The sequence below is a fragment of the Binatus sp. (SeqCode) genome (genome assembly GCF_049584895.1).
Taxonomy (GTDB): domain Bacteria; phylum Desulfobacterota; class Binatia; order Binatales; family Binataceae; genus Binatus.
Map to the genome: position 1 here is coordinate 83,558 of NZ_JBAUYR010000029.1, position 24,081 is coordinate 107,638.

21 protein-coding genes are annotated in these 24,081 nt (G+C 59.9%); 10 read left to right on the forward strand and 11 right to left on the reverse strand.

What is annotated here, in order from left to right; all coding sequences use genetic code 11:
- Positions 1-251 precede the first annotated feature (251 nt).
- The 3 genes from WB650_RS04560 to WB650_RS04570 all read right to left on the reverse strand — a co-directional run bounded on the left by WB650_RS04560 (position 252) and on the right by WB650_RS04570 (position 3,636).
- Positions 252-872 carry a LuxR C-terminal-related transcriptional regulator gene (locus tag WB650_RS04560; protein WP_422306200.1) on the reverse strand — a complete coding sequence of 207 codons (621 nt, stop codon included), beginning with the start codon at positions 870-872 and terminating at the stop codon, positions 252-254.
- An 8-nt stretch (positions 873-880) separates the two neighbouring features.
- A complete protein-coding gene (locus tag WB650_RS04565) occupies positions 881-1,957 on the reverse strand; it encodes a sensor histidine kinase (protein WP_423959602.1) in 1,077 nt (358 codons plus the stop codon).
- Between the two features lie 164 nt (positions 1,958-2,121).
- A complete protein-coding gene (locus WB650_RS04570; protein ID WP_423959604.1) occupies positions 2,122-3,636 on the reverse strand; it encodes a SagB/ThcOx family dehydrogenase in 1,515 nt (504 codons plus the stop codon).
- A 102-nt stretch (positions 3,637-3,738) separates the two neighbouring features.
- Here WB650_RS04570 and WB650_RS04575 point away from each other — a divergent pair, with 102 nt between their 5' ends.
- The 3 genes from WB650_RS04575 to WB650_RS04585 all read left to right on the forward strand — a co-directional run bounded on the left by WB650_RS04575 (position 3,739) and on the right by WB650_RS04585 (position 6,547).
- Positions 3,739-4,665, forward strand: coding sequence for a cyclase family protein (locus WB650_RS04575; RefSeq protein WP_422306205.1), 927 nt, complete (start codon positions 3,739-3,741; stop codon positions 4,663-4,665).
- Positions 4,666-4,695: 30 nt separating this feature from the next.
- Positions 4,696-5,895, forward strand: coding sequence for an amidohydrolase family protein (locus WB650_RS04580; RefSeq protein WP_422306206.1), 1,200 nt, complete (start codon positions 4,696-4,698; stop codon positions 5,893-5,895).
- A 103-nt stretch (positions 5,896-5,998) separates the two neighbouring features.
- A complete protein-coding gene (locus WB650_RS04585) occupies positions 5,999-6,547 on the forward strand; it encodes a hypothetical protein (RefSeq protein WP_422306208.1) in 549 nt (182 codons plus the stop codon).
- Between the two features lie 171 nt (positions 6,548-6,718).
- On the opposite strand, the gene WB650_RS04590 is transcribed toward WB650_RS04585, so the two are convergent.
- The 4 genes from WB650_RS04590 to WB650_RS04605 form a co-directional block, all read right to left on the reverse strand.
- On the reverse strand, positions 6,719-7,912 hold the full coding sequence (locus tag WB650_RS04590; protein WP_422306210.1) for an LLM class flavin-dependent oxidoreductase: 1,194 nt from the start codon (positions 7,910-7,912) through the stop codon (positions 6,719-6,721).
- A gap of 26 nt (positions 7,913-7,938) precedes the next feature.
- The gene (locus WB650_RS04595; RefSeq protein WP_422306212.1) at positions 7,939-8,631 is read right to left on the reverse strand and encodes a TetR/AcrR family transcriptional regulator; all 693 of its coding nucleotides are present in this window, start codon (positions 8,629-8,631) and stop codon (positions 7,939-7,941) included.
- A gap of 153 nt (positions 8,632-8,784) precedes the next feature.
- Positions 8,785-9,516 carry a hypothetical protein gene (locus WB650_RS04600; RefSeq protein ID WP_423959606.1) on the reverse strand — a complete coding sequence of 244 codons (732 nt, stop codon included), beginning with the start codon at positions 9,514-9,516 and terminating at the stop codon, positions 8,785-8,787.
- A 152-nt stretch (positions 9,517-9,668) separates the two neighbouring features.
- Positions 9,669-10,223, reverse strand: coding sequence for a phosphohydrolase (locus WB650_RS04605; protein WP_422302763.1), 555 nt, complete (start codon positions 10,221-10,223; stop codon positions 9,669-9,671).
- Between the two features lie 718 nt (positions 10,224-10,941).
- Between WB650_RS04605 and WB650_RS04610 the strand changes: the two genes are divergently transcribed.
- The 6 genes from WB650_RS04610 (at position 10,942) to WB650_RS04635 (ending at position 15,271) form a co-directional block, all read left to right on the forward strand.
- Positions 10,942-12,351: an amidase gene (locus tag WB650_RS04610; protein WP_423959607.1), complete on the forward strand. Its 1,410-nt coding sequence runs from the start codon at positions 10,942-10,944 to the stop codon at positions 12,349-12,351.
- Between the two features lie 106 nt (positions 12,352-12,457).
- A complete protein-coding gene (locus WB650_RS04615) occupies positions 12,458-12,889 on the forward strand; it encodes a nitroreductase family deazaflavin-dependent oxidoreductase (RefSeq protein WP_422307539.1) in 432 nt (143 codons plus the stop codon).
- Positions 12,890-12,906: 17 nt separating this feature from the next.
- Positions 12,907-13,269 carry a DOPA 4,5-dioxygenase family protein gene (locus tag WB650_RS04620; protein WP_422307537.1) on the forward strand — a complete coding sequence of 121 codons (363 nt, stop codon included), beginning with the start codon at positions 12,907-12,909 and terminating at the stop codon, positions 13,267-13,269.
- Positions 13,270-13,815, forward strand: coding sequence for a hypothetical protein (locus WB650_RS04625; protein ID WP_422307535.1), 546 nt, complete (start codon positions 13,270-13,272; stop codon positions 13,813-13,815).
- A gap of 31 nt (positions 13,816-13,846) precedes the next feature.
- Positions 13,847-14,917, forward strand: coding sequence for an aromatic ring-hydroxylating oxygenase subunit alpha (locus WB650_RS04630; protein WP_422307533.1), 1,071 nt, complete (start codon positions 13,847-13,849; stop codon positions 14,915-14,917).
- A gap of 66 nt (positions 14,918-14,983) precedes the next feature.
- Positions 14,984-15,271, forward strand: a complete 288-nt coding sequence (locus WB650_RS04635; protein WP_422307531.1) for a DUF4242 domain-containing protein — start codon at positions 14,984-14,986, stop codon at positions 15,269-15,271.
- A 5-nt stretch (positions 15,272-15,276) separates the two neighbouring features.
- On the opposite strand, the gene WB650_RS04640 is transcribed toward WB650_RS04635, so the two are convergent.
- The 3 genes from WB650_RS04640 to WB650_RS04650 form a co-directional block, all read right to left on the reverse strand.
- Positions 15,277-18,888: an adenylate/guanylate cyclase domain-containing protein gene (locus WB650_RS04640; protein ID WP_422307529.1), complete on the reverse strand. Its 3,612-nt coding sequence runs from the start codon at positions 18,886-18,888 to the stop codon at positions 15,277-15,279.
- Between the two features lie 45 nt (positions 18,889-18,933).
- Positions 18,934-20,175: an aspartate aminotransferase family protein gene (locus tag WB650_RS04645; protein WP_422307527.1), complete on the reverse strand. Its 1,242-nt coding sequence runs from the start codon at positions 20,173-20,175 to the stop codon at positions 18,934-18,936.
- Between the two features lie 171 nt (positions 20,176-20,346).
- Complete coding sequence (locus WB650_RS04650) at positions 20,347-20,829, reverse strand: response regulator (RefSeq protein WP_422307525.1); 483 nt, start codon at positions 20,827-20,829, stop codon at positions 20,347-20,349.
- Between the two features lie 410 nt (positions 20,830-21,239).
- Here WB650_RS04650 and WB650_RS04655 point away from each other — a divergent pair, with 410 nt between their 5' ends.
- Positions 21,240-22,991 carry a chloride channel protein gene (locus WB650_RS04655; RefSeq protein WP_422307523.1) on the forward strand — a complete coding sequence of 584 codons (1,752 nt, stop codon included), beginning with the start codon at positions 21,240-21,242 and terminating at the stop codon, positions 22,989-22,991.
- 67 nt (positions 22,992-23,058) lie between these two features.
- Here WB650_RS04655 and WB650_RS04660 read toward each other — a convergent pair whose 3' ends face one another.
- Positions 23,059-24,078, reverse strand: a complete 1,020-nt coding sequence (locus WB650_RS04660; RefSeq protein WP_422307521.1) for an LLM class flavin-dependent oxidoreductase — start codon at positions 24,076-24,078, stop codon at positions 23,059-23,061.
- Between the last annotated feature and the right edge of the window lie 3 nt (positions 24,079-24,081).

Genomic DNA, 24,081 nt, shown 5'->3' on the forward strand with positions numbered 1-24,081 from the left:
GCGACGGACGCTTGATCGCGCCGCATGGTCAGTGAGCAAGACGTATGCCTCGGTCAGAAAAAATCGGAGTCCATCCGACGATGAATCAATTTGTAGACCTATCGATGGAGAGCGCGATCCACCATAGGTTTCAAATTTTCACTCAACTAGCAGTTATCTTCGCGAGTGCGAGAAATTCGCAAGAGAATGGCGATGCCTCATCCGCAGGCGATGCCTGTCATATGCGCATCACCACTGAACGGCGACGCTGGTCAGCGATTGTGATCGATCACCGCGACCATTCCGGTCTTGATCGCATAGTGCGTGAGTTCAAGACGATCGCGCAGGCCGAGTTTCTGAAAAATATTATTGAGATGAGTTTTAACCGTGCTCTCGGTTATCGAGAGCCGCTCGCCGACTTCGATATTCCTCATGCCCGAGGCAACGTAGCGGACAATCTCGCACTCGCGCGGCGTCAATTCCTTACCGCTCGAACTTTCCTGTCGCGCAAATTCCGTCTGTACCGTCGGCGGCATCCATACCATTCCATCCGCGACCGACTTTACCGCCATCATCAAGGTCTCGATGGCGAATCGCTTCTGCACCACGCCCTTGGCGCCCAGCCGCAAGGCTCTAACTCCGTTTTCGGCGCTCTCGCTCGCAGTCAGCACGATCACATTTGTCAGGCGGCTGAGTTGCGGGATGTCTTCCATCATCCAGCGGTCCATCTGTAGATCGAGCAGAAGAATGTCGCTGTCGGTGCCGGAAACCACCGAGGCTACGTCGTCAGACGATTCTATTTCAGCTACGACCTGGGTGTCCGGTTGAAGCAGCAGCAGCGAGTTGAGACCTTGCCGGAATAGAGCGTGATCGTCGGCAATGATAAGACGCATCGGAATGCCTAACTGTTAGGAAGCTCGATTTGCAATCGCGTGCTGCCTTCGCTGTGCATGCTCATGTGCCCTTCCAGTTCCGCGACTCTCGAGGCGATAGCCCATGGCCGCGACGACGAGTCCGACAAGCCTACGCCATCGTCCTCGATAGTGATCGAAACCTTGTCCTCGACCTCGCGCACTTCAATCCTTACCTGATTAGCCAATCCATGGCTTCGTGAATTACGGAGGCCTTCAAGCATGATCTGCAATATATGCTCGCCGAGGAGACTGCCACCATTGAATGCGGCTCGAATTTCGAAGCTTGGATCAGAAGCTCGCGCGGCGAATTCCGCGTTAGGTCTCTGCTCGATGCCCGCGAGCGATCGCAGATAGATTCGCACCGCGTCGTATTCGCGCGCGACGCCGGCTTGCAGCTCCGTGATTTCCGTGAGTGCATCTTGCGGGCGATTCCGGTTCAGGAGCGCGCGGCAGGTCTCGAGGCGCAAGTTCACTCCGGCCAATGCCTGCACATATCCGTCGTGCAAGGAGCGTGCGATCGATTGTCGCTCGGAGCGGGTTTCGAGCTCGCGTACTTCTGCCTCAAACAAAGCGCGCTGCTGCGAGAAGAAGCCGATTAAATATCCGGCAATCGCAAGGTAGACCGCTCGCATATCATAAACGCTGGTTATTCCCTGGGTGAAAATTATCACCAGTAAGTAGAGCGCGACGCTGCAAATCGTCACTGTAGCTATCGGTCGCGACTTCGCGCGGTTTCCGGCGGCGATAATCGCGAACACAAAAAACACGTACGAAGCGCTGGTCTGCCCTTCGGTTATGAATGCCACCGCGGTCGCGAAGAACAAGTCGAAGCAGGTTGAGAGCACCTGGAGATTCCAATCCGCGTACCGGCGACTGAGCGCGAAATACATTCCCACGCTGTACGCCAGATGGCACAGCAGCGTCGTCAACGCGTACGCATTCAGATGGAACAGTCCACCCGCAGTGCTCGGATCGACATACAGCGACAGCATCGCGATGAGCGAAAGAGCAATTCGGGCTCGAGCGATGCTCAAGTCCAAATTCTTGAACTCAGGCAAGTTCATAGAACTATCAACCTCAGCGAAAGAATAACCAGATTGAATCTGATGAACATAGGCAGAGCGGAAAAGAGCCCTACATTCCGGTTCCCCTTCCCGCTCGGGAAGGGGTCAGGGGTTAGGTTCTACGGCTCCGGCTGAATTTTCTTTTCAAACGAACGACGGATGCCCTATGACCGCTTCCGCGAGCGCGGAATCCCGATCGCCACCATCAACAAAGGACTCTTACCCGCCGCGCGAGGTTCGAAAAATTTCGTCGTGTCGTCGTCGTAGAAAGTGAGTCCTGTCGCGCCGCGTCCTAACGAATACGCCGCGAGATACGCACGTCCGCCAAGAATTCCCGCTTCGAGATGCGCGTCACCATATCCGCGATTTCCAAATGCGGACAGCGCGCGCTCGAGGTCGGCCATGTAAACGACCAGCGCCGAGCAATCCATGCCCAGCGGCTGTTCAAGGCACAGGTATCCAGCCTCGCCGCGGAAGTTGCCGGCCTTCAACAATTCGAACGCGCGCGCCTGTCGGTCGTAATAGTACGCGCCGGGCTCCATTCCTTCAGCCGCGTTGACGATTAGATAAGTGTCGGTCAGCGCAGGAAAGTCGGCCTGCGGATGGTCGCTGGAAGCGGCCATGATGGTCGCGAGTTCTTCGGCGGTGATCGCCTCCTGCGCGAACGCTCGTGAGGAGCCGCGGCGCAAGATCGTTTCGCCCAGTCCCGCGGATTCTTCCGACGTGATGGTTTCGAGCTGGCGCGCGTCCGCGCTCGGCGTCGATCTGGAGGGAGGCAGCTGCGCAGCGGACACCGCCGCCACTTCATCAGCGGTGACAAGACGCGACTCGTTATGCATCTTGATGAGATCGGGGTACGCGACCTCGTTCGACGAAAGCGGAATCGTCTCGAGCGTCAGCGGCTCGACCGCTGGCGATGGCGCCGCCGCTTCATCGCTGCGTCCGAGCGCGACCAGCGCGATCATTCCCTCGCGCTGGACGTCGATTCCAAGCAGCGCTTCGAGCGCCGGATCCTCGAACGCGGTGATCACTTCTGCGGAGATTTCTTCCGCCGCTGCCGCCGCCAGCAGGTTCGCCAGGATGGTCCCGGCGTCCCAATAGCAATACCGATACGCGCGCGCGCGATATTTCCATTCGCTGCGCCAATAGATCGCCGACAAAGCGATCACTGCGCGCGCGTTGCGAATCGACGCACGCTTCGCGGCCGCATCGGCGATGAAACCGCGCCAATCGCCGCGACGCAGCCCGGACATCCGCAGATCAGCCGGCGAAAAATGATAGAGCCCAGTCTCGAGGTCCTCGACTTCTGACGCCGCGACGTAAATCTCGATCGGATAAAGCGCGCCCGCCGACGCCGCGGCGCGGATATGATAGTCGTCATCGCCAACCTTCTTCTGCCGCGTCAGGCCGTCAGCACAGAACAGGATTCGGGTGAGCGCGGCCGTATCGATCGGCGCGGAGAAGTCGGCAGGCATGTACGATGACAACGCCGCCAGCGTCGGCGTCGAAGAAAGATTCAGATCGCGCGGCAAAGGGATCGACGCGGCTCCCGGATAGATCTTGTACGGCAGCGGCTTGTTGTCCCAATCCAGAAAATGCGGCGACGAACGCACGCTGGTGTACGAATGCTTGGTGACCTCGTGAAAGACGCGCGCCGCTTCGGTGTAATCGTTGCCCAAGGCTCACTCCTCCGAACACATACCGATCGTTCAAATTGACAGGGTTGCCGCCCAGCGTGCTATACGAATTTCCAGTCACCCTGCTCTTCGGGAGAGATTATCATGGCGGACAAACTTACGCCTTCAGACGTGAAAGGACTGTTCGAGAAGCTCAGCAACTGGGGGCGCTGGGGCAAGGAAGACCAGCGCGGCGCGCTGAACTTCATCACCAATCAAAAACGCGCGGCTGCTGCGCGGCTGGTGCAGACGGGCGAGAGCGTTTCGATGGCGCTGCCGCTCGCGACAATCCCCGCGCCCGACAATCCGACGCCCGTGACTCATCTGATGGTGCAGGCGGGCCACGATTCGAAGGATCAGGCGCTGCCCTACTCCGGTGACTATTTCGCGATCGCGCCGCATGGCATGGCGAATACTCATATCGACGCGCTCTGTCACGTGTTCTGGCAGAACAAAATGTACAACGGCTTCGACGCCAGCGAAGTCGGATCGCATGGCGCAAAAAAATGCGCGATCGACGTCACCCGCGCCGGCATCGTCAGCCGCGGCGTCCTTCTCGATATCCCGCGGCTGAAAAAAATCGAATGGATGGAGCCGGGCGACAAAATTCTTCCGCAAGACCTCGACGCCGCCGAGAAAGCGCAGAAGGTTCACGTCGAAGAGGGCGATGTGCTGATGATTCGCACCGGCCGGGCCGCGATGCGCAAAATCAAAGGCGGATGGGATCCGATGCGCGTCGGACTTCCCGGCCTCGACGCCTCTTGCCTGCCATGGCTCCACGAGCGGCGCATCGCAGTTCTCGGCTGCGACGCTGTCAGCGACGTCGTGCCCAGCGGTTACGATGGCGTCGCGTTGCCGATTCACGTCGGCACGCTGGTCGCGATGGGTATCCATCTGATTGACAACGCCGACCTCGACGCGGTGTCGTCAGTATCCGCCAGCCTGGACCGCAACGAATTCATGTTCTCGATGGCGCCGCTAATACTCGAGCGTGGCACCGCATCGCCGGTAAATCCGCTCGCCATCTTTTGATTAGTCAGTGACTATTGTGGAGTTAGTACTATGAAATCCGAAGAACTGATTATCGATTGCGACGGACATATCCTGGAACCACCCGACCTCTGGGAAAAATATATCGATCCCAAGTATCGCGACCGCGCGATGCGCATTCGGGTCGGCGATGACGGCTTCGAGTATCTCGAAATAGATCGCAAGCGTGCCAAGATGACTCAGCCCGGGCTACTCGGCTCACTCGGCGGCATGGGCAAGAAGGTCGAGGACGCGCGGAAGTTGCGCGAGAGCGCGATGCGCGGCGACGCCAAGCCCGAGCAGGTGCGGATGCTCGCGCCGAAACCCGAAAACACTTACCTCAAGGGAGCAGCCTTCGGAACCATGGATATGAAAGAGCGGCTCGAGCTGCTCAACCGGGAAGCGATGGCGAAATCGATTCTCTATCCCACGATCGGACTGCTGTGGGAGGCTGAGCTCTTCGACGCGGAACTTTCGGCCGCATACTGTAAGGCCTACAACCGATGGATCGCCGATTTTTGCCGCGACTCCGGTGGACGCTTGATCCCGATCGCGCATCTTTCACTAGGCGATCCCGCCGAAGCGGCGCGCGAACTCGAGCGCGCGGTGAAGGATGGTTGCAAGGGCGCATTTGTCTGCCCCTTCACCATCACCCGCGTTCCGCACGGCGATCCGAGTCACGATGCGGTCTTCGCCGCGGCGCAGGATCTCGGCGTACCGCTCGCGATTCATCCGACCTTCGAGCCGGCCAGCTTCGGCATCCACCACAGGTACGACAATTTCTCGTGGGCCGCGTGGTATTTCGATCTGTTCGCGGGCCAGGGTGTACAGCATGCCTTTGGCACGTTCTTCCAGTTGGGCGTCTTCGACCGCTTTCCGAAACTGCGCGTTGTGGTGCTCGAGTCGCAGGCCGGATGGATCGGTTACTTCCTCGATCGCGGCGACGCAATCTTCAACGGCACCACGCTCGGCGCGACGGTCCGCCTCAAGGAGAAGCCGTCGTACTACTTCAAGCGCCAGTGCTACATCTCAGCCGATCCCGACGAACGCACTATTGCGGCGATGATGCAGATTGTCGGCGAGGACAAGTTCTTCTGGGCGACTGACTATCCGCATCCCGATCATCCCGGAAACTATCTCGAGGAGCTGAAGGGCATGATCGCGCCGATGAAGGAGTCGGGACGCCGCGGGATCCTCGGCGAAAACGTCGCCCGCGCATACCAACTCATGTAGTCAGCATAACGCACCTGCTACTCCCCCTCGTACGCCGCCGGTATAGTGTGCCGCGCCACAGCGCAGTCTATACTCATCGACCATCCGTTCGCTGGAGGAGTCTATGGCCCGTCCGAGAATCGATCGCCACATTTTAACTGCGCACGCCGCTGTTGTATCGCTGGCGATTCTGATTGCATGCGTGACTTCCTCCTGCAATTCGCAGTCGTTCCAACAATCGTCGGGACCGTCGATGCCAGCGCTTCCGCCGGTTCCCCCGCAAGCGCCACCGCCGCCGATGAACGTCGCGCGGTTACTCAATGGAAACTGGATGGCAACGTATCCGGGCGGGCCGCTGCGAGTGGCTATCGGACTGGATCCGATGCTGCGCGGGCGCAATTACGTCGCGACCATGATTGATGGCAACAAGACTCTTCCGGCGGGACAAGTCGTGTGGCGCGGAACGGTAGATCAAAACGTGCCCGGGATCGTACGCGCCAAACAGATATGCGCTGACAATGGATTGCCGCTGGCGCGACAGGTGCCGGTGCGGATAGTCGTCAGCGACGCGAGCCATTTCCGCGAAGAACTCGTCAATCCGGGTGATTGCCACGGATTCCCGGTGAATTACACCCGCATCGGACCCGCGCCAACCTCCCCGGTCAAAGATTGACGGCGCGAAAATAAAGGCGGCCCTAATCGGGACGGCTCTTGATTGTCACCCTGACGACTGCAGCGTTAGCGACGGGAGGAAGGGGTTTCGGGCTTCCGGACAGCTTCGCGCCGCACGCGAAGCCGGTTCCGGTCTCCTAGTTCGCGCGCTGCGCGCGCTCCACTGTCGTCGCTAGACGAGCATCCCGGCCTGCACGACGGTCGGTCCGTCGCTCTTCGGGATTTTCGGCGCAGGTTTACGCTTCATCGCCTTCTCGAGGATCGGCGCCATGCGCTCGGCCTTATGATGCGAGCGCTTTTGCTCGCGCTCCTTGAACTCCGGCATCACCTTCTCGGCGAACAGGTTGAGCGACGAGCAGATGTCCTCGTGCTTGTTGTTGCCCGCCTGCGAGATAAACACGACCTGGTCGACGCCGGCTTCCTCGAACTCGCGCAGCCGTATGCGAATCTGATCCGGCGAGCCGACGCACGAGTTGGTGCCGTCCATGCCCGGCAAAGTAAACGGGCTGGCTTTGAAATTGTTCCAGATATTGGTCTTGCCCGGCTCGTGCTTGCCGAACGCATAGTGATGCCCGAGCGCGTACGAGAAAAACTTGAGCCCCTCTTCACCCATCTTGTGCGCCATCTCGGCCTTCTCGTCGCACATGAAGCCGGTGACGATCGCGATGTTCGCGTTGATCGCGTAGCCAATCGGCTCGCATTCGTTCTCGAGTGTCGTGTAGTAGTCGGTGACCCAGGTCCGCGCTTCTTCCGGCGACACGAACGCAAACGTCAGCGCGCCGATTCCAAGCTTGGCCGCCAGGTGAATCGTCTCTCGACGCGAGCATGCGACCCACAGCGGCGGATGCGGTTTCTGCACCGGCTTCGGCACCACGTTGCGCAGCGGCATCTTGAAGTACTTGCCCTCGTGACCGAGAAACGGATCCTCGACGAACATCCGCGCGATCGCGCCGAGCGACTCCTGCCACATCTCGCGCTTGTCCGCGCGCGGAATGTTGAACCCGCCCAGCTCGAGCTCGGCCGACGACTCGCCGGTGCCGAACTCGACGCGGCCGCCGCTCACTAAATCGAGCGTCGCGATCCGCTCCGCGACGCGCGCCGGATGATTGTATCCCGGTGGCAGCAGCGTGATTCCGTGACCGAGGCGAATCTGCTTCGTCCGCTGGCTGGCGGCAGCCAGAAAAATCTCAGGCGCCGACGAATGTGCGTATTCTTCAAGAAAGTGATGCTCGACTTCCCACATATGGTCGATGCCGAGCTTGTCGGCGAGTTCGACCTGGTCGAGCGCGTCGCGAAACAGCTTCAGCTCCGAGCCCTCTTTCCACGGACGCGGCAGCTGATGCTCATAAAAAGTTCCCAACTTCATTTTTTCAGTACCTATTTTTTCAGTGTCTATTGCCGCGGCGGTTCGGGCGTTGGCGGGTTGGTGGTGAAAAGGGTTCTCTCGACCATGTCGATCACTTCATGCTTGCGCCGATCGATCATCGCGGGCTCGAGCAGATTCATGCTCCACAGGCGGCGGATCATCGCAGCCGTCGTGAAGTAGCCGATCGTGATCGAGTTCAGGCTCCACATGAAATGCAGCGGGTCGACTTCGGCGCGGAATTCACCGTCGCGCTGTCCGCGAAAAATAAAATTCACCGCGGTGGAAAACAGCGGCGGCAGACGCCGCTTGAGCACTTGCCGGCCGACGCCGCTTTCGTCCGCCATCTCTTTCCACATGATTCGCACGAAATCGGGATGGCTCGCGATGAAATCGATCGCGTTGCCGACCGCCTGGCGCATCCGTTCCTGCCGGCTCTCGCGCCCCCAGGCGATCGCGTTGGCGGCATCCTCGAGACTCTCGAACATCTTGTCGAGCACGGCGAGGTAGAGCTGTTGCTTCGACGGAAAATGATGCAACAGCGAAGGCGCCTTGATTCCGATTCGCTTCGCGATATCGCGCAGGCTGGTCCCGCGATAACCGCGCTCCGCAAACAGCACCTGCGCCACCTGCAAGACTCGTTCGCGGGTATCCGCAGGCCGCCGCAGGTCAACGACTTTGGCGCTCGCGCGCCCGCCCGAATTTTTAGAAACACTCCGCACTGGTCAGAATATCTATCTAACGTGTGTTAGGGAGTCAAACCGCGGAAGGTCCGCCCGAGCAATTTTCATTGAGCGAGACCTGATTGGCTACAGTTTCAACAATCGCGCTTGGACGCAGGGAGTCCGGATGTACGTTCGAAACGGGAACGACATTCAGTGTTTGACTACTCGTACGAGAACGGTTTGCCGTTCCTCAAATGATCTAACAAACCGATCCATATCTCTGATGAAGCCGAGATCATATATGACGAATAGTAAATTGCCGTACTTAGTGCCGTAGGCAAGTATATCGTCGTTGATTTCGGCGATGATTTCCTTCTCTCGACCTTCGCGGTTGGAGAACTTGATTTCCGTAGCGAGATCGAGCTTGGACATCGTGAAGTCAGGCGTATAAGTCTTTGACGAATATTCGATTCTCTCTGTTTCTCGCGAGAAAGGTATTTCGGCACCGACTAGCAAACTCTCAAAAGCGTCCTGGATTTCTCTTTCACTCTCCGGTCGTCTGCGAATTACATTCCTTAGCTTCGCTTCTGCAAGGTTGAGCACTCTGACGATCGCACTCGATTCGGGCCCTGTGTCTTTTCCCTCGTAAACCGCGTCGATACCAGCTCGCTTTAAGTGATCAGCAGCATCCAAAAATAGACCACGGGCAGTATCCAGTTGTCGCTTATAGGCCTCGCGATCAAGGCGCCCTTTGACAATGTTGGGATCGCCGTAGGCGATAAACGTGCCGGTATGCGCCCAAGTCAATGCTGACATCGAACGATAGTACTTCGAGTTTTCTCCGAATACTTCTTGCAGAAAACGCCCGCCGCGAAACAGCCAGCGCGTGTGTTCTTCGGAATACGCCGACCGCTGCCCCAAGCCCTTCGTTGCCTCTGCCAACGCTCGGGCCTCAGCTATTGCCGACTCCTTCGACCATAAGGGGGATCTCATCTGGTTGATCTCACGAGGTATTCAGCTTGTCGAATCAACATGGGGACCGAACCCACCAACGCCAACAATTAGTGATACTCACCGATCCCAACCGTCGCAATCTAGACGGCTTTATTAGGTGGGAGCCAGGGCTTGTTCATCACGCGATGGACCATTGGGGCGAACGTGCTTATTGGCTCGTTGGGATAGGAAGGGTCGAAGGAGATCTCGTCGTACTTGGCGCAGAAATCCACCGTCATGTGGTACCACGATTCGTTTTTGAATTGGTCGCGCGCGTTCGGATCGAGGCCGAGGTGGCGCGCGTAGAAGTAGGTCTGAAAGAGGCCGTGGTACTTGAGCAGCTTGTAATGGTCGTCCGATATGAACGGGCGCAGAATTGACGCCGCGATCTCGCCGTGATTCATCGGGCCAAGCGCCTCGCCGACGTCGTGGAACAGCGCGACGACGATCAACTCTTCGCTCGCGCCGTCACGCAGCGCGCGCGTTGCCGCCTGGATACTGTGACCGCGGCGATTGAGGTTGTACGCCTGGTCCGCGGAGAGGTCGTTGACCATCGCCATCAGTCGGTCCGGCAATTCGGTGAGAGTCTGTTCATGGACGTGCTTGAGGATTTGAAAATCCTCGTCGCTGCCCTGGTCCATCCGCGTGAAATGCATCTTTTCCACGAACGCAATCCTCCTTTCGCGACGGCGAGCATTGCACAATCGCGCGCATGAGCGGAGCGCCGGAGGAAGCAAGGAAGCCCGCAACGTGCGATCCAAAACCGGAACCGGCTTCGCGTCGCGCGAAGCTGTCCGAGATCCATTCCTCAACTCGCATTCGCTCGCATCGTCAGGATGACAAAATTGGACGCATGCCCCGCCTCTCGACCATCTGTCCTGCCAGCGTCGTCCACAATGTGCTATCATGCTCGGCATGGTTTCCACACTTTGTGAACACTCCCGCCGCTCGACCCGGCCTGAAATAATGTCCGCACCTGATTCGCTGCAACCGTGACGGTGGCGCCGTGCGCTCTTCGATTTCGAAATTCAACATCTGACGGAACGAAGCTACCGATAGCGGTACCTATTCCTCGGACCACTATAAGTGGTATGAAATCTCCTCTGCGGACGCCCTCCTGTTCCGCAAATTACCGTCTGCTCGGTCGAATCGAACGCGAACCGCAGCTCCCCGACGCTCCTTTGTCGCTTTCTAACTTCGGGTGCATCGAGTAGGTTTCCTCGGAAGGAATAAGGCTGAAATCCACGGAGGCGCGGTCTTCACCATAAACCTTTTCGCGAAGGCCGCGCTGCGCGGACTTTGCGTCTTTCACTGGGTGCAGGGGTTACCCCTGCCGCCCACCGCGCAGGTGGTTGCCCTTCGGAGGTGTTCGCGATGAACGAACTGTACTGGAAGCCAGCGCATGAACTTGCTGCGATGATTCGCCAGCGGGAGATCAAGCCCAGCGAATTGATGGACGTGACGATCCGGCGGATCGAAGCGACCAACTCGAAGCTCAACGCGTTTGTTGCGCTGCGAGCCGACGAGGCGATGGCTGAGGCGCGCGCGCTTGACGAGAAGATCGCGCGCGGCGAGAAGGTCGGCACGCTCGCGGGACTGCCGCTCGGGGTTAAGGACCTCGAAGATACCGTCGGGCTGGTGACATCGCACGGATCGAAGCCATTCAAGGACAACATGGCGAAGAAGGATTCGATCCAAGTGGCACGGCTCAAAAGCGCCGGAGCCATAGTCATTGGAAAAACCAACGCGCCCGAGTTCGGCTACACCGCATTCACCAAGAACCTGCTGTTCGGCCCGACGCGCAATCCGTGGAATCTCGAGCGCACGCCGGGCGGTTCGTCAGGCGGCACGTCGGCGGCGATCGCGGGCGGCGTGGTGCCGATTTCGACCGGATCCGATGGCGGAGGATCGGTGCGAATCCCCGCGTGTTACACCGGATGCTACGGGTTGAAGCCGAACTACGGCAGGATTCCCAACGACCCGACGCTCGGGATGCAGCAATGGAACGACACTTCGGTGCACGGCCCGATCGTACGCACGGTGCGCGACGCCGCGATCTTCATGGACGCGGTGGTCGGCTATCATCCCGCCGATCCCGATTCGATTCCGCATCCGGGGATTTCCTACGCTGCTATCCTCGAGGGACTGCCGAAAAGGCTACGTATCGCTTTTCATCCCGACTTCGGCCATCTCGTGCAGACCGACGTGGCGCGCGAGATCGCAAAAGCCGCGGCGGTCTTCAAGGACCTCGGGCACAGCGTGACGACGATCGACGATCCCGTCCCCGACACCGGGCGCGCGTGGATGCAAGTAGGCGCGGGACAAGGCTACGCGATGTTGCACGAGTGGCTGGACAAATATCGCGGCGACTTCGGGCGCGCGTTCGCCACCGGCACCGAAGCCGCGGTTCGCGTCACGTGGAAGCATATGGGCGAGGCGTATCGGCGCAGGACCGAGTTCAACGACTGGTGCCAGCGCGTGTTCGAGCGCTTCGATTTGCAGCTATGCCCGGTGCTGCCGACCGAGGCGTTTCCCGCCAAGGGTCCGATGCCGACTGAGATCAACGGCCAGCCGCTCAAGCATGCGCTGGATGCTGTTGTCTTCACCTATCCGTTCAACATGAGCGGGCATCCGGCAGCGTCGGTGCGCGCGGGCCTGACGGATTCCGGTCTGCCATGCGGCTTGCAAATCGTCGCCGAGCGTTACCGCGAAGACCTGGTCCTGCAGGCGTCGTACGCGTACGAGCAGGCGCGCCCATGGAACAACAAGTGGCCCGAAATCTAGGAGCAGCAGAATCTTGATTCGCGCGCGGGATACGCGCGCTATATAAGGACCCTCACCTTCGATCCTCTCCCTTGCAGGGAGAGGGGAAGCGGAAAAGGAGAATGCAATGCCTGAGTTCAACGAAAAAGCGATGCAGCAATTCAACCAGAGCCTGATCAAAGAGTTTCGGGAGAACGGCGGCAAGGCTGTCAGCGGGCCGTTCGTGAACGCGCCTCTGCTTTTGCTGACGACTACCGGCGCGAAGAGCGGCAAGCCCTTTACCACGCCGCTGGTGTACACGAAGGACGGCGATCGAATCGTGATTATCGCGTCGAAGGGCGGCTATCCGACTAACCCGGCGTGGTTCCACAATCTGAAGGCGCATCCGACAACGACGATCGAGCTAGGCAAGGAAAAATTCCAGGCCAAGGCTACTATCACCAAGGATCCCGAACGCCAGCGCCTGTTCGACGCGCAGGCCAAGCTGATGCCGACCTTCAACGATTACCAGAAGGCAACGACGCGTCAGATCCCGGTGATAGTTCTGGAACGGATATGAGCGACTGAGGGATCGTGATGGCGGATGCGATCGATCCCGCGATCATAAGTTGCTATCACGCGCACATCTATTACGATGATGCGTCGCGGGACACTGCCGCGCGCATCCGCGAAGAAATCGAGCGCAACTTCAAGGTGGAAATGGGACGATGGCGTGAGGCGCCGGTCGGCCCGCATCCGCAATCGATGTACCAGGTGAAATTCGACCCCGAGGAATTCGTCAGGATCGTGCCGTGGCTGATGCTGAACCGCGACGGATTAAATATCCTGGTGCATCCGGAAACGACCGACGCTTACACCGATCATGCGGTCAACGCGCTATGGCTCGGCGAAAAGCTGAAGCTGCGCCTCGACATTCTGCGCAAGCACAAAAGCGGCTAGATGAAGACGTGCCGCATCCTGATCACTGGAGCTTCCGGCGCCGGCGTCACCAGTTTCGGCCGCGCGTTGGCCGATGCGCTCGCGATCTCGCATCACGACACCGACGATTACTTCTGGCGGCCGACCAATCCGCCTTATAGAGAAATGCGGGACGTTGGCGATCGTCTGCGGCTGATGCGCGAGGTTTTCCTGGATCGATCAGACTGGGTGCTGAGCGGTTCGCTCGACGGCTGGGGCGATCCAATCATTCCGCAGTTTGATTTGGTGGTATTTTTGTACGTCCCGACTCCGATTCGGTTGGAGCGCTTGCGCACGCGCGAGGCTCGACGCTTCGGCGCCGACGCCGTTGCTCCGGGCGGCTCGCGGCATCAGGCGGCGGTAGAATTTATCGAGTGGGCTTCGCACTACGATGACGGAACTCGCGAGGGCCGCAATCTCGCGCGGCACGAGGCATGGCTCGCGACGCTATCGTGCCGCGTCCTGCGTCTCGACGGTGACCGGCCGCTGGAAGATCTGGTGAAGGAAGTTTGTCGTACAATTCAGTAAACTTAGGTTCGACGTTTTCAGAGAAATGACCTTGCCGTCCAGCAAATACGCAGACCTTTCAGTCGCGAGTGCGCTTGAGCGCGGGGATACGCTGCCTGCGCGATGGTATGTCGATGCGGATGTCTTTCAGGCCGAGAAGGAGCGCATCTTTCATCGGACCTGGCAGTACGTCGGACATACGGGTCAGTTGAAGAGCGTCGGTGATTTTTTCACAACGCTTCTGGGTGACATCCCGGTCGTGGTCGTGCGGGATACTGAAAAAGCGATTCGCGCGTTCGCCAACGTATGCCGTCATCGCGGGAGCGAGGTCGTCCTCGAATGCGCGGGCAATCGTAAGACGCTTCAATGTCACTATCACGGATGGACCTACAACCTCGACGGCACGCTGCGGACTGCGCCGCGCGAGAATGAGCAGCACGAGTTCGCGAAGGAGACGCTCTCGCTCGCGCCGTTCGCGGTCGAGACCTGGGGACCGCTGATTTTCGTCAACCCGTCTGCTGCCGCCGGTCCGTTGCGCGACGTGCTTGGCGAATTGCCGGCTATCTTCGAGCGCGCGGGAATCGACTTCGCGCAGATGTGGATGCTGCGGCGCGACGTTTACGAAATTGCCTCGAACTGGAAAATCGTCGTCGAGAATTTCAACGAATGCTATCACTGCCCGATCGCGCATCCGAAATTCTCGGAGGTGATCGACACCAACACTTACCGGGTCGAGACCGATCACGAATATTTCTCGACCTACTACGGACCGATCGTCGGATCGCCCGGCAGTGGCGTCACCTACGCGACGCTGTGGCCCAACATATTGTTCTCGCTCTACGGCAATCCGCCGAATCTGCAGGCGACGTCGATCGTACCGGTCGATGCGGGCCACTCTCGCCAAGTCGTCGACTACTTTTTTCACGGCGATCCGACCGAAACGCAGATTCGCAACGACGTGGAGTTCAGCGACCTCGTGACGCGCGAGGACATCGTGCTCTGCGAATCAGTGCAGCGCGGCTTGCGCTCCGGCGCGATCAAACACGGCAAGCTGATGCTCTCGCGCGAACGCGGCATCCAGCACTTCCAGCAACTCGTCTATCGATTCCTGAGCAGCGAGTAGGGTGCGTCGGCCTTCTTGACCTAAGCGCGGATAAACACGATTGTCGCGTCAGACAAGGAGACATCTATGCCCCTGTACCTGATCGAGCGAAACTTTGCCGAGCAGCTGAACGTGGACCCCAAGGCGATTCCGGGGATTACCCAGGTAAACGCCGATGCCGGCGTCCAGTGGCTCTACTCTTTTCTGAGCGCCGACAAGAAGAAGACCTACTGCCTTTACGAGGCGCCCAATCCGGATGCTATCCGCGAAGCAGCAAAGAAGCTGAACCTGCCGGCCGACGTGATCGTCGAGCTGGGCGACCAGCGGCTTAACCCGAGTTCGCCGACCGCGATGTCGCCGACCCGCGGCTCGTGATCTCGTCAGTGTAAGTCGGACTTCATCCGCGCCATCGCAGCTGTGATGCGCTCCTCGAGTGCGCGCATCCCCAATTCGCGAGTCGTGGCGAGCGCCTCTTCGAGTAGCGCTGCGGCCTTATCGCGGTCACCCGAGCGGTGGCGTGCGAGCAGCATCGTGGCATACTGCTCTTGCGTGTGAGCCAGCCAGGTCCGCGCTTCCATGCGGGCGTTCATCGCCAGCGCGTCTTCAAAGTGGCGCGCCGCGTCATCCCAGCGCTCGAATGTGCCGGCTAACGCACCAAGGTAGCGCGAGAGGGCGCCACAGCAAGCAATGCCGCTCCCAACGACCACGTTGGCCCCATCGAAGGGCAACAGAATCTGGTACAACCTCTCGGCGCGGGCGCGGTCCGCAAGGAAAGTGCAGACGTCGACGAGATAGGTCATCGTACCCAGCCAGGCCACGTCGGAAGGCAAGTCGGCGAAGTCGTCCTGCGCGAGGTCTTCGAATTCCTTTCGCGCATCATCAGTTAACCCGAGCTCTGAGTAGATCACCGCCAGGCCGGGACGCCACGCGGCGGCAGCAGAATTCTGCTGGACAAACATCCGAACGACGGGCTCTACTTCCTTGAGGCGACCCTGCTGGCGCCGCAACGCAAACATTTGCTGCCCAAAGATTCCTGATGCGGCTTCAGTCTGCACCCGCTGCCCGACCGCCAGGGCCTGCTGGGCGAGGCGCTCACTCTCTTCGAAGCGGCCTGACATAGCGGCCCGAGCCGCCCGAAAAACGGCGACCAGGTAGATTGTGAATGGCCGGTTTTTTTCTTCTGACAATCGACTCAACTCGTCGTTATCCTGATCGGCCGCCGCCATATCTCCCGACTCGAACAGAGCGTATATGCGCGGCCAGAGTGCCTCGTGTCCCAGTTCTGCCGAGTGTGCTGCCCTGCTAGCTTCCAGCAACTGGTTTGAGACGATTAGCCGTTGCTGGGCTTGTTCCGGACGTGACAGAGCATAGAACATCCCTTGAAGGCTTTTTGCCAGCAAACCCGGGTCGTCAAATTGCCGGGCCATCGTGACCGCTTTTTCGGCGTACACCATCGCTTGCTGCTGCTGGCCCATCACTCCGAGCGCGAGCGCGAGGCTGCCAAGAACCTTAGTGGTCAGGGGACTGTCTCCCGACCCCAGCCTTTGTAGTCCGTCTTCGAGCAAGAGAACCACATTAGGCGTGGTCATGCCGCCAAAGTGCGCCGTTTGCGCGTACCCCAGAGCAGAGTTTACGAGATCGTCGGTTGATCCCAGCGACCTGGCTACTTCACTGGCGCGTAGGAACGCGTCGCAGGCTTCGCTGAATTCGCCGGCAGCCTGCCGCGCTTCGCCAAGTTTGTACAGGAGCGAATAACGCATGGTCTCGTCGTCCGCACGGTTTCGCTCAGCCGAATCCGGGATGGACCTGAGCAGCTCCAGTCCCTTCTTAAGGTGGCTGATGGCTTCAACGTTTGCCCAGCGCTGAAGTGCTCGCTTTCCCGCGCGATCCCAGTACGGAACAGCATTCGCTCCGAGCCCCGCTTCCGTGTAGTGATGTGCGATCAACTCCGGTTGCGTCTCGACGATCTCGGGAAATTGCGCTTCGAGCACGCGTGCCACGCGTTCGTGCAGAACTCTGCGCCGTTCCAACAGCGACGATCCCGACGCGACCTGCTGCGAGAGTGCATGCTTGAAGACGTACGCTACATCCGAGACCGCCGGCTGCTCGTAGATGAACTCCGCCATCTGCAGCTGGGAGAGCAGCCCTTGCAGCTCCTCGTCGGACTTTCCCGAGACCTCCCTTACGAGCCTGAACGGAAACTCCTTGCCTATCACCGCAAGCGTCTGCAGCAAGTCTTTCTGATCGGGCGTCAGCCGATCGATGCGTGAGGCGAGCACCGCCTGCACCGTCGATGGAATTTGAATGGTGCCCAGAGATTTGGCGAGCTTGATGGTCCCGTTGCGAAGAAGCGCGCCCTGCTCGAACAGCGCCTGGATGATCTCTTCCATGAAGAACGGGTTTCCTTCGGTCTTCTCGATGATCAAACGCTTCAGCGGCGCCAGCTCGTGGCCGTCGTCAAGCAGCGCCTGCAACATCTCCTCGCCGCTCTCGACACCGAGCGGGTCGAGCCGCAGTTGCGTATAGTAGGTCTTGTTGCCCCAGTTGTGGGTGAACTCCGGCCGGTAATTCAGCAGCATCAGGACTCGCGCAGTGCCAATTGAATCGGCGAGCAGGTTCAACAGCGTCCGCGATCCTTCGTCGAGCCAGTGCAGGTCTTCGAAGATCACGACGAGCGGCTGGTTGAGGCTCTCGCGCAGGAGCAGGCGCTTGATCGCGGCGAGGGTGTGGCGCCTTCTCATTTCTGCATCCATGCGCGCGACCGGATCGTCGCTCTCCGCGACCTCCAGCAGCGTGAAGAAATAGGGCAGCGTGTCTTCCAGCGCCCGATCGAGGATCAGGATCTTTCCGGCGATCTTCTCGCGGCGCTTGCGCGCGTCGTCATCTGAAGTGATCTCGAAGTAGTTCTTGAGCAGCTCAATCAGGGGCAGGTATGCCGATGACTTGCCGTGCGAGACGGACAATGTCTCCAGCACCAGGCAGCCCGGCGGCACGATTGCCTGGAACTCGAAGAACAGGCGCGATTTGCCGACTCCGGCCTCGCCCACGGCCGCAACTATCTGGCCGCGCCCGCCTTTGGCGAGTTCGACTGCGCGCCTCATCTGCTCGAGCTCGGCCTCGCGGCCCACGAACTTCGACAGCCCGCGCCGCGCTGACACCTGCAAACGCGTGCGCAGCGGGCCGAGCCCCGTCACCTCGTGGACGTTCACGGCTTCGCTCACTCCCTTGACGCGCGTCGGCCCGATCGAGCGGAACGTGAAGTAGCCCTCGCAGAGCTTGCGCGTATCGTCGGTGGCGGCGATGGTCCCGGTTGCGGCGATAGTCTGCATCCGCGACGCCAGGTTGTTGGTATGCCCTATCGGCGTGTACTCGGCATGGCCAGCCGCGGTCTGTATCGCGCGCACCACCACTTCGCCGGTGTTCACGCCGATGCGGATCTCGATTGGGGCGCGGCCCCGCTCGCGGAGCGTTGCCGCATAGCGGCGGAGGTCTTCCTGCATCCGAATCGCCGCATACAGCGCGCGTTGGGGATGGTCCTCGTGCGCGAGCGGAGCGCCGAACATCGCGAAGATTCCGTCGCCGGTCGACTGCACCACGTAGCCGTCGTAGCGATTCACGGCCGCGATCATCAGCTTGAGGGCCGGATCGATAATAGCGCGCGCCTCCTCAGGATCGAGGTCTTGCTCGAGCTCGGTCGATCCCTTGATGTCGGCGAACAGCGCCGTCACCATTTTGCGCTCTCCGTCTGCCGGCGCCGCGGTATCTGCGCGCTCGGGCCTGACTCGAATTTTGGGAGTTGTCGAGTGAGGCTGAGATGCAGCGGCGGCGGGTTGCGCATTACCCGCGAGAGCGGTGCCGCAATCTCCGCAATATCTCGAGGCCGGCGCGTTCTCAGTGCCGCATTTCGGGCATCGAATCGCCAGCCCGCTACCGCATTGGGAGCAGAATCTTTTGCCGGCGGCGTTCTCGGCACCGCAATTCGTGCATTTCATCGCTGTGCCGGTCCGGAGAGCGTCGGGATCAATGGCTCTCTGCGGCTACGCGCCGAATTGGTTGCGCACTTGGGCGAATGCCTGCTCGGTGACGTTCAGGGTCTGCTCGATGTCGCGGTCGGTGTGCGCGGCCGAGATGAACCAGTTGTGACGCGGCGCGAAGTAGACGCCTGCGCGCGAGCATGCGCCGGCGAAAACTTTGGCGCGATCGAAACGGCCGGCGTCGGCCTTGAAGGTCATGTACGGAATCGCCGGCGGCCCCGAGTACGTAACCTCGATGCCGGCGCTGCGTGCCTGTGCGAGCAATCCCGCGCGCAGCTTCTCGCCGATCACCCGCATCCTCTCGACGCCTCCACTTGCCTGCAACTCCTTCAGATTCGCCAGGCTCGCCGCCATCGGCACAGCGCTGGTGAAATACGATCCCGTGAAGAACACTTCCTGCGCCGCCTGCTTCAAGCTGTCGCGTCCGAGGCACGCTGCGAGCGGATAACCGTTGGCGATGGCCTTGCAGTAGGTCGTCAGGTCCGGGCGCACTCCAAACAACTCGCCCGATCCACCCATGTGCAGCCGGAAGCCGGCGCGAACGTCGTCGAGGATTAGCACGACGCCGTTGTCGTCGCAGATCTTGCGCACGCCCGATAGAAATCCTTCGACCGGCAGCTCCGAGTCGTGACCGGCGTCGTGCTTGAACGGCGACACGATCACGCCCGCTATTTTGCCGCTGTTTTCTTCGACCGTGCGGCGCAGGCTCTCGAGATCGTTGTATCGAAAATAAACTACGTTCGCGCGATCTTCCGGTGTCACTCCGTTCGGCATCGGCGTGCACCACGCGTGAGTGCCGTGGTATGCGCCCGAGCACATCGCGAGCTTCGGCCGCCCGGTCGCGTGACGCGCGACTTCAGTCGCCCAGGTGCAAACGTCGGAGCCGTTTTTCGCAAACACCGTCCAGTCGGCGAACGGCGTGATCGACACCAGATGCTCCGCTAGCTCGACCCACACCGGCCCCGGCGCGTTGAAACAGTTGCCGAGATCCATTTGGCGGCGAGCCGCTTCCTCGACCTTCGGATGCCGATGGCCGAGTACGATCGGGCCGTACGAGCACATGTAGTCGATGTACTCGTTGCCATCGACGTCCCAGATATGCGAGCCTTCACCACGCGCAAAAAACGACGGGTACGCGCCCTTGGTGAGCACCAGCGGCGTCTGATGCCCATAGATTCCGCCGGGAACAACTTTTTTCGCGCGCTCCATCAGCGCGTCACTCTTCTCGAATGTGTAGGGTTTCACGAGAGCTCCTATGCGATGATCTCCGTCGCCAGACGAGTGCGTCTGCTTGTCAGGCAGACCGTCAGCGAGAATCCTATTTGCAGCCGCGACGGTCAAGCCTGCAAAAGAAAAAGGGCCGCGAGTCATTACAACTCACAGCCCGCCCCCACCCCAATATGAGATTGATTTTGCCTAGTGGCGATAGGCCGGATCGCTCGGCCGCTGCGACTCCGGCAATGCACCGACGCGCACCAACTCGTCGCGCAGCTTGGCGCGCGAGAGCGGCTTGCATAGGACGGCGGATGCGCCGAGCTGATAGCTCTCGGCAATGTCGCGGTCGTAGAGCGAACTGGTTATCACGAACATCGGAACCGCGGTGAGCGCCTCGTTGGAGCGCGCGGCCTGCAATACGGAGAAGCCGCCGTTATCGGGCAAGCGCAGATCGACCAGGAATAGATCCGGACGATCCTGCTCTGTGAACTGCGCGATCATGAGCAGCGCCTCGTCGGCATTCTGCGCATGCACCAGTTCGATATCGTCGCCGAGCACCTGCCTGACCACGGTAAGCGCGATAAAGACGTGGTCGGGGTTATCTTCGACCAGAAAAATCCTGACAGCAGGACTCAACGTATTGAGATCTTTTTCTTGCTCTTTTTCCCTATCTTGTTCGCTCATAGTCCCCCGCGAATGTCGAAATCCGGGCTCGACGGATTTCGGTATAGCTGTCTGCTAAAACGTCCCCTACGAAGCCCCGTCGGTTTTGATCCAATTGCTGTGCCATTTACACGGGGCTCTCTCTGGAATCATGGCATGACGAGGGACAATACGCCTAGTCGAGGTATGATGTTCCGAGGGCAATTGAAGCCCTCGATAACCCGCTAATCCCGTATTTGGACGTTGCACGTCGGTTGCATTCTGCCGAGATTGGCGAATCCGCGTTTCAGCCAATGTCTCTCTCAGATTGGCTTGTGGCAGGCCTGCTACATGCGTTGCTGCTACTGTGCCACGTCGATACATAGTGTTAAGCATTAGACGGGGCAAGATAGCTAGCCGACCCGGTTCCGGGAAGGGAAAGGATCGCTTCATTGGGAATTTTCGCGAACGTCCTTGACTCCAAATTCCTTAAGCACCCCGTACTTCGAAAGTACACCGCCCTCGTCAATGAAGACCTGACGGCGACGTACTCGCGCGACATTCAGAAATGGCTCCTCGTCGCGCCCATCATCGGCATCATGGCCGGCCTCATCATCACTGGGATCGCCGTGCTGGTTCTCGACGTCATCTGGAGGGCTCTACTTCCCTACTACCTCAGCCATCATTGGGCAATCGTGGTCGGTCTCGTCGCAGGCTTCTTTGTGACGGGCTTGATAATGCAGTTTTGCACGCCCGATCCTGACGAACACTCGACCGAGGAGATCGTTCGCTCCTATCACGAGCATCAGGGTGACATCGACATCGGTCCGTTCTGGTGGAAGCTGCTCGCCGCAGTGACGACTGTCGGATCGGGCGGCAGTGCGGCGCTCGAGGGCCCGAGCATCTATAGCGGCGGCGCGATCGGATCGTGGCTATGGACCAAGCTGCGGCGCTTCGGCCTCGAGACGCGCGACCGACGCATCATGTTGATCAGCGGAGCCGCCGCGGGCATGTCTGCCGTGTTCCGCGCGCCGCTCACCGGTATCGTGTTCGCGCTCGAGATGCCGTACAAGGACGACCTCGCGCACGAGGCGCTGCTGCCGTCGCTGATCGCGTCGGTGGTCGCATACGCGACGCTGGTGTCGATAGTCGGCGCGCAGCCGTTGTTCGGGTTCGCGGGCAGCACGAGTTTCAGGACGGTTGACGTCGCATGGTCGGCGCTACTCGGCGCGGGAATCGGGCTAATCGCAATCGTGTTCGACATCACGTTTCGCCGCGTGCGGGTTTTTTTCGTCACCAGCCGGATACCGCACTGGCTGAAGCTTACGATCGGCGGACTCGGCACCGCGCTATGCGGCCTCGCGTTCGTGACGATTTACGACGGACCGCTGATTCCGATCGGTCCCAATTACGAGGCCGTGCGCTACGTCCTCAAGCATCCGCTACCGACCGAAGTGTTGCTGGTATTCGTCGTGCTGAAACTGCTCGCGACGATTTTCACGCTGGGCACGGGAGGAGTCAGCGCGATGTTCGTGCCGCTGCTGCTGGTTGGCGGTGCTCTCGGCAACGCGTACGCGCAATCTGTGGTCCACTCGCCGACGCACGATCTGTATGCGGCCGTTGGAATGGCCGCGTTCATCGCAGCCGGCTACAAAACTCCGCTCACCGCGGTGGTCTTCGTCGCGGAAACCACCGGCGGCCATTCGTACATCATCCCGAGCCTGATCGGCGCCGCGGTTGCGTATGCTATTTCGGGCGAGGCGTCGGTGTCCGGCGATCAGCATTTGCATGAGACGGCGAAGCTCGCTGACCTGTCAGGGATGTACGTGCGCGACGTAATGCAGCATCAGGTTATCTTCGTGAAATCCATCTCGAAGATTCGTCAATTCGTCGAAAGCGTCGCGGCGCATCACCGACACACGATCTTCCCGGTGTACGAAGACGATAGGGTGATTGGCACGATCGCCGTATCCGATCTCAGCCAGGTCGAGCCGAGCGAATGGGACAAAGTAACCGTCGGCGAATATGCGGATCGAAATGCGATTCGGGTCAGCGGCGACTGCGAGCTCAGCGAGGCGCTGCGGCTGCTGGTGCGCGAGGGCGGCCCGCAAATGCTGCTAGTAACGGACGATTCCGGCGCTCTGAGCGGAGTCGTCACCAAGACCGACATCCTGCGCGCGGTGCGAATGTCGGACAGCCGCTGAATGCGCGCAGAGTCACTCGCCCTATCACGCTTGAGGTTGATGGCAGCGATTCGCCGTCCTGACGGCTCTACTGAAACTTGGGCATCACGCGGTCGGCGAACAAGCGCATCGCGGCGAGTACGTTTTGGTGGCCGCTGATTCCGCCGATTTCGAACCAGCATACGAGACGCGAGAAGCCGAATTGCTCTTTCAGTTGCGCGATTCGGTCGACGCAGTATTCCGGATCGCCGAAAATCCCCATGATCGAATCGACCATCGAGTAGTCTATCGTGCGGAGGCGGTTGCGGACCTTCTGGAATTCCGCCTGATGTCCGGCGGCGAGGCTTTCGGGCTCGATGATATCGCTGACCGCGTTGAAGTAGTTGCGCAGGCTGGGCTCGATGATCGCACGCACGTGAGCGCGATCGCGTCCGACGAACACCATCAGCGCCGCGGCCAGCCAATCGTCGGGACGATCGTGTCCCGCGTTCTTCAGCGCGGTTTCATAGATCTTGAGCCGCTCGGCGAGCACCGGAATTGGATTCACCGGTCCGCCGGCGAAGATTGGATAACGATTTGCTCCTGCGAAGGTGAAAGTGTCGGCGCTGTTGGCGGCGAGCCGAATCGGCGGATGAGGCCGCTGGATCGGTTTCGGAACCACTTCGATTCCGTCCACGCGCTTTTGCGTCCATGCAGTCTTGATTGATTCGAGTCCGTCTTCGAACAGTTTGCGGCTGTCGGCCATTTCCACGTTGTAGCCGCGATAGTTTAGCGGGAACGCGCCGCGACCAGCGCCGAACTCCACGCGGCCACCGCTCAGCACGTCGAGCGTCGCGACCTCCTCGGCCAGGCGAATCGGATGATGCAGCGGCATCAGGTTGACCGCCATGCCGAGGCGGATGTTGGTCGTGCGCTCCGCAATCGCCGCAAGGAGCAACAGCGGCGTGGGCATCACAGAGAAGCGCGGCACGAAATGCAGTTCGGCAAGCCACACGGTGTTGAAGCCGAGCCTGTCCGCCTCGGCCGCTTCCGCGATCAGCTCGCGATAGCGCTCGCTGGTGATTTGATTCGCGGCTTCAGGGAGCTGGTAGAAGATATCGAACTTCACGTT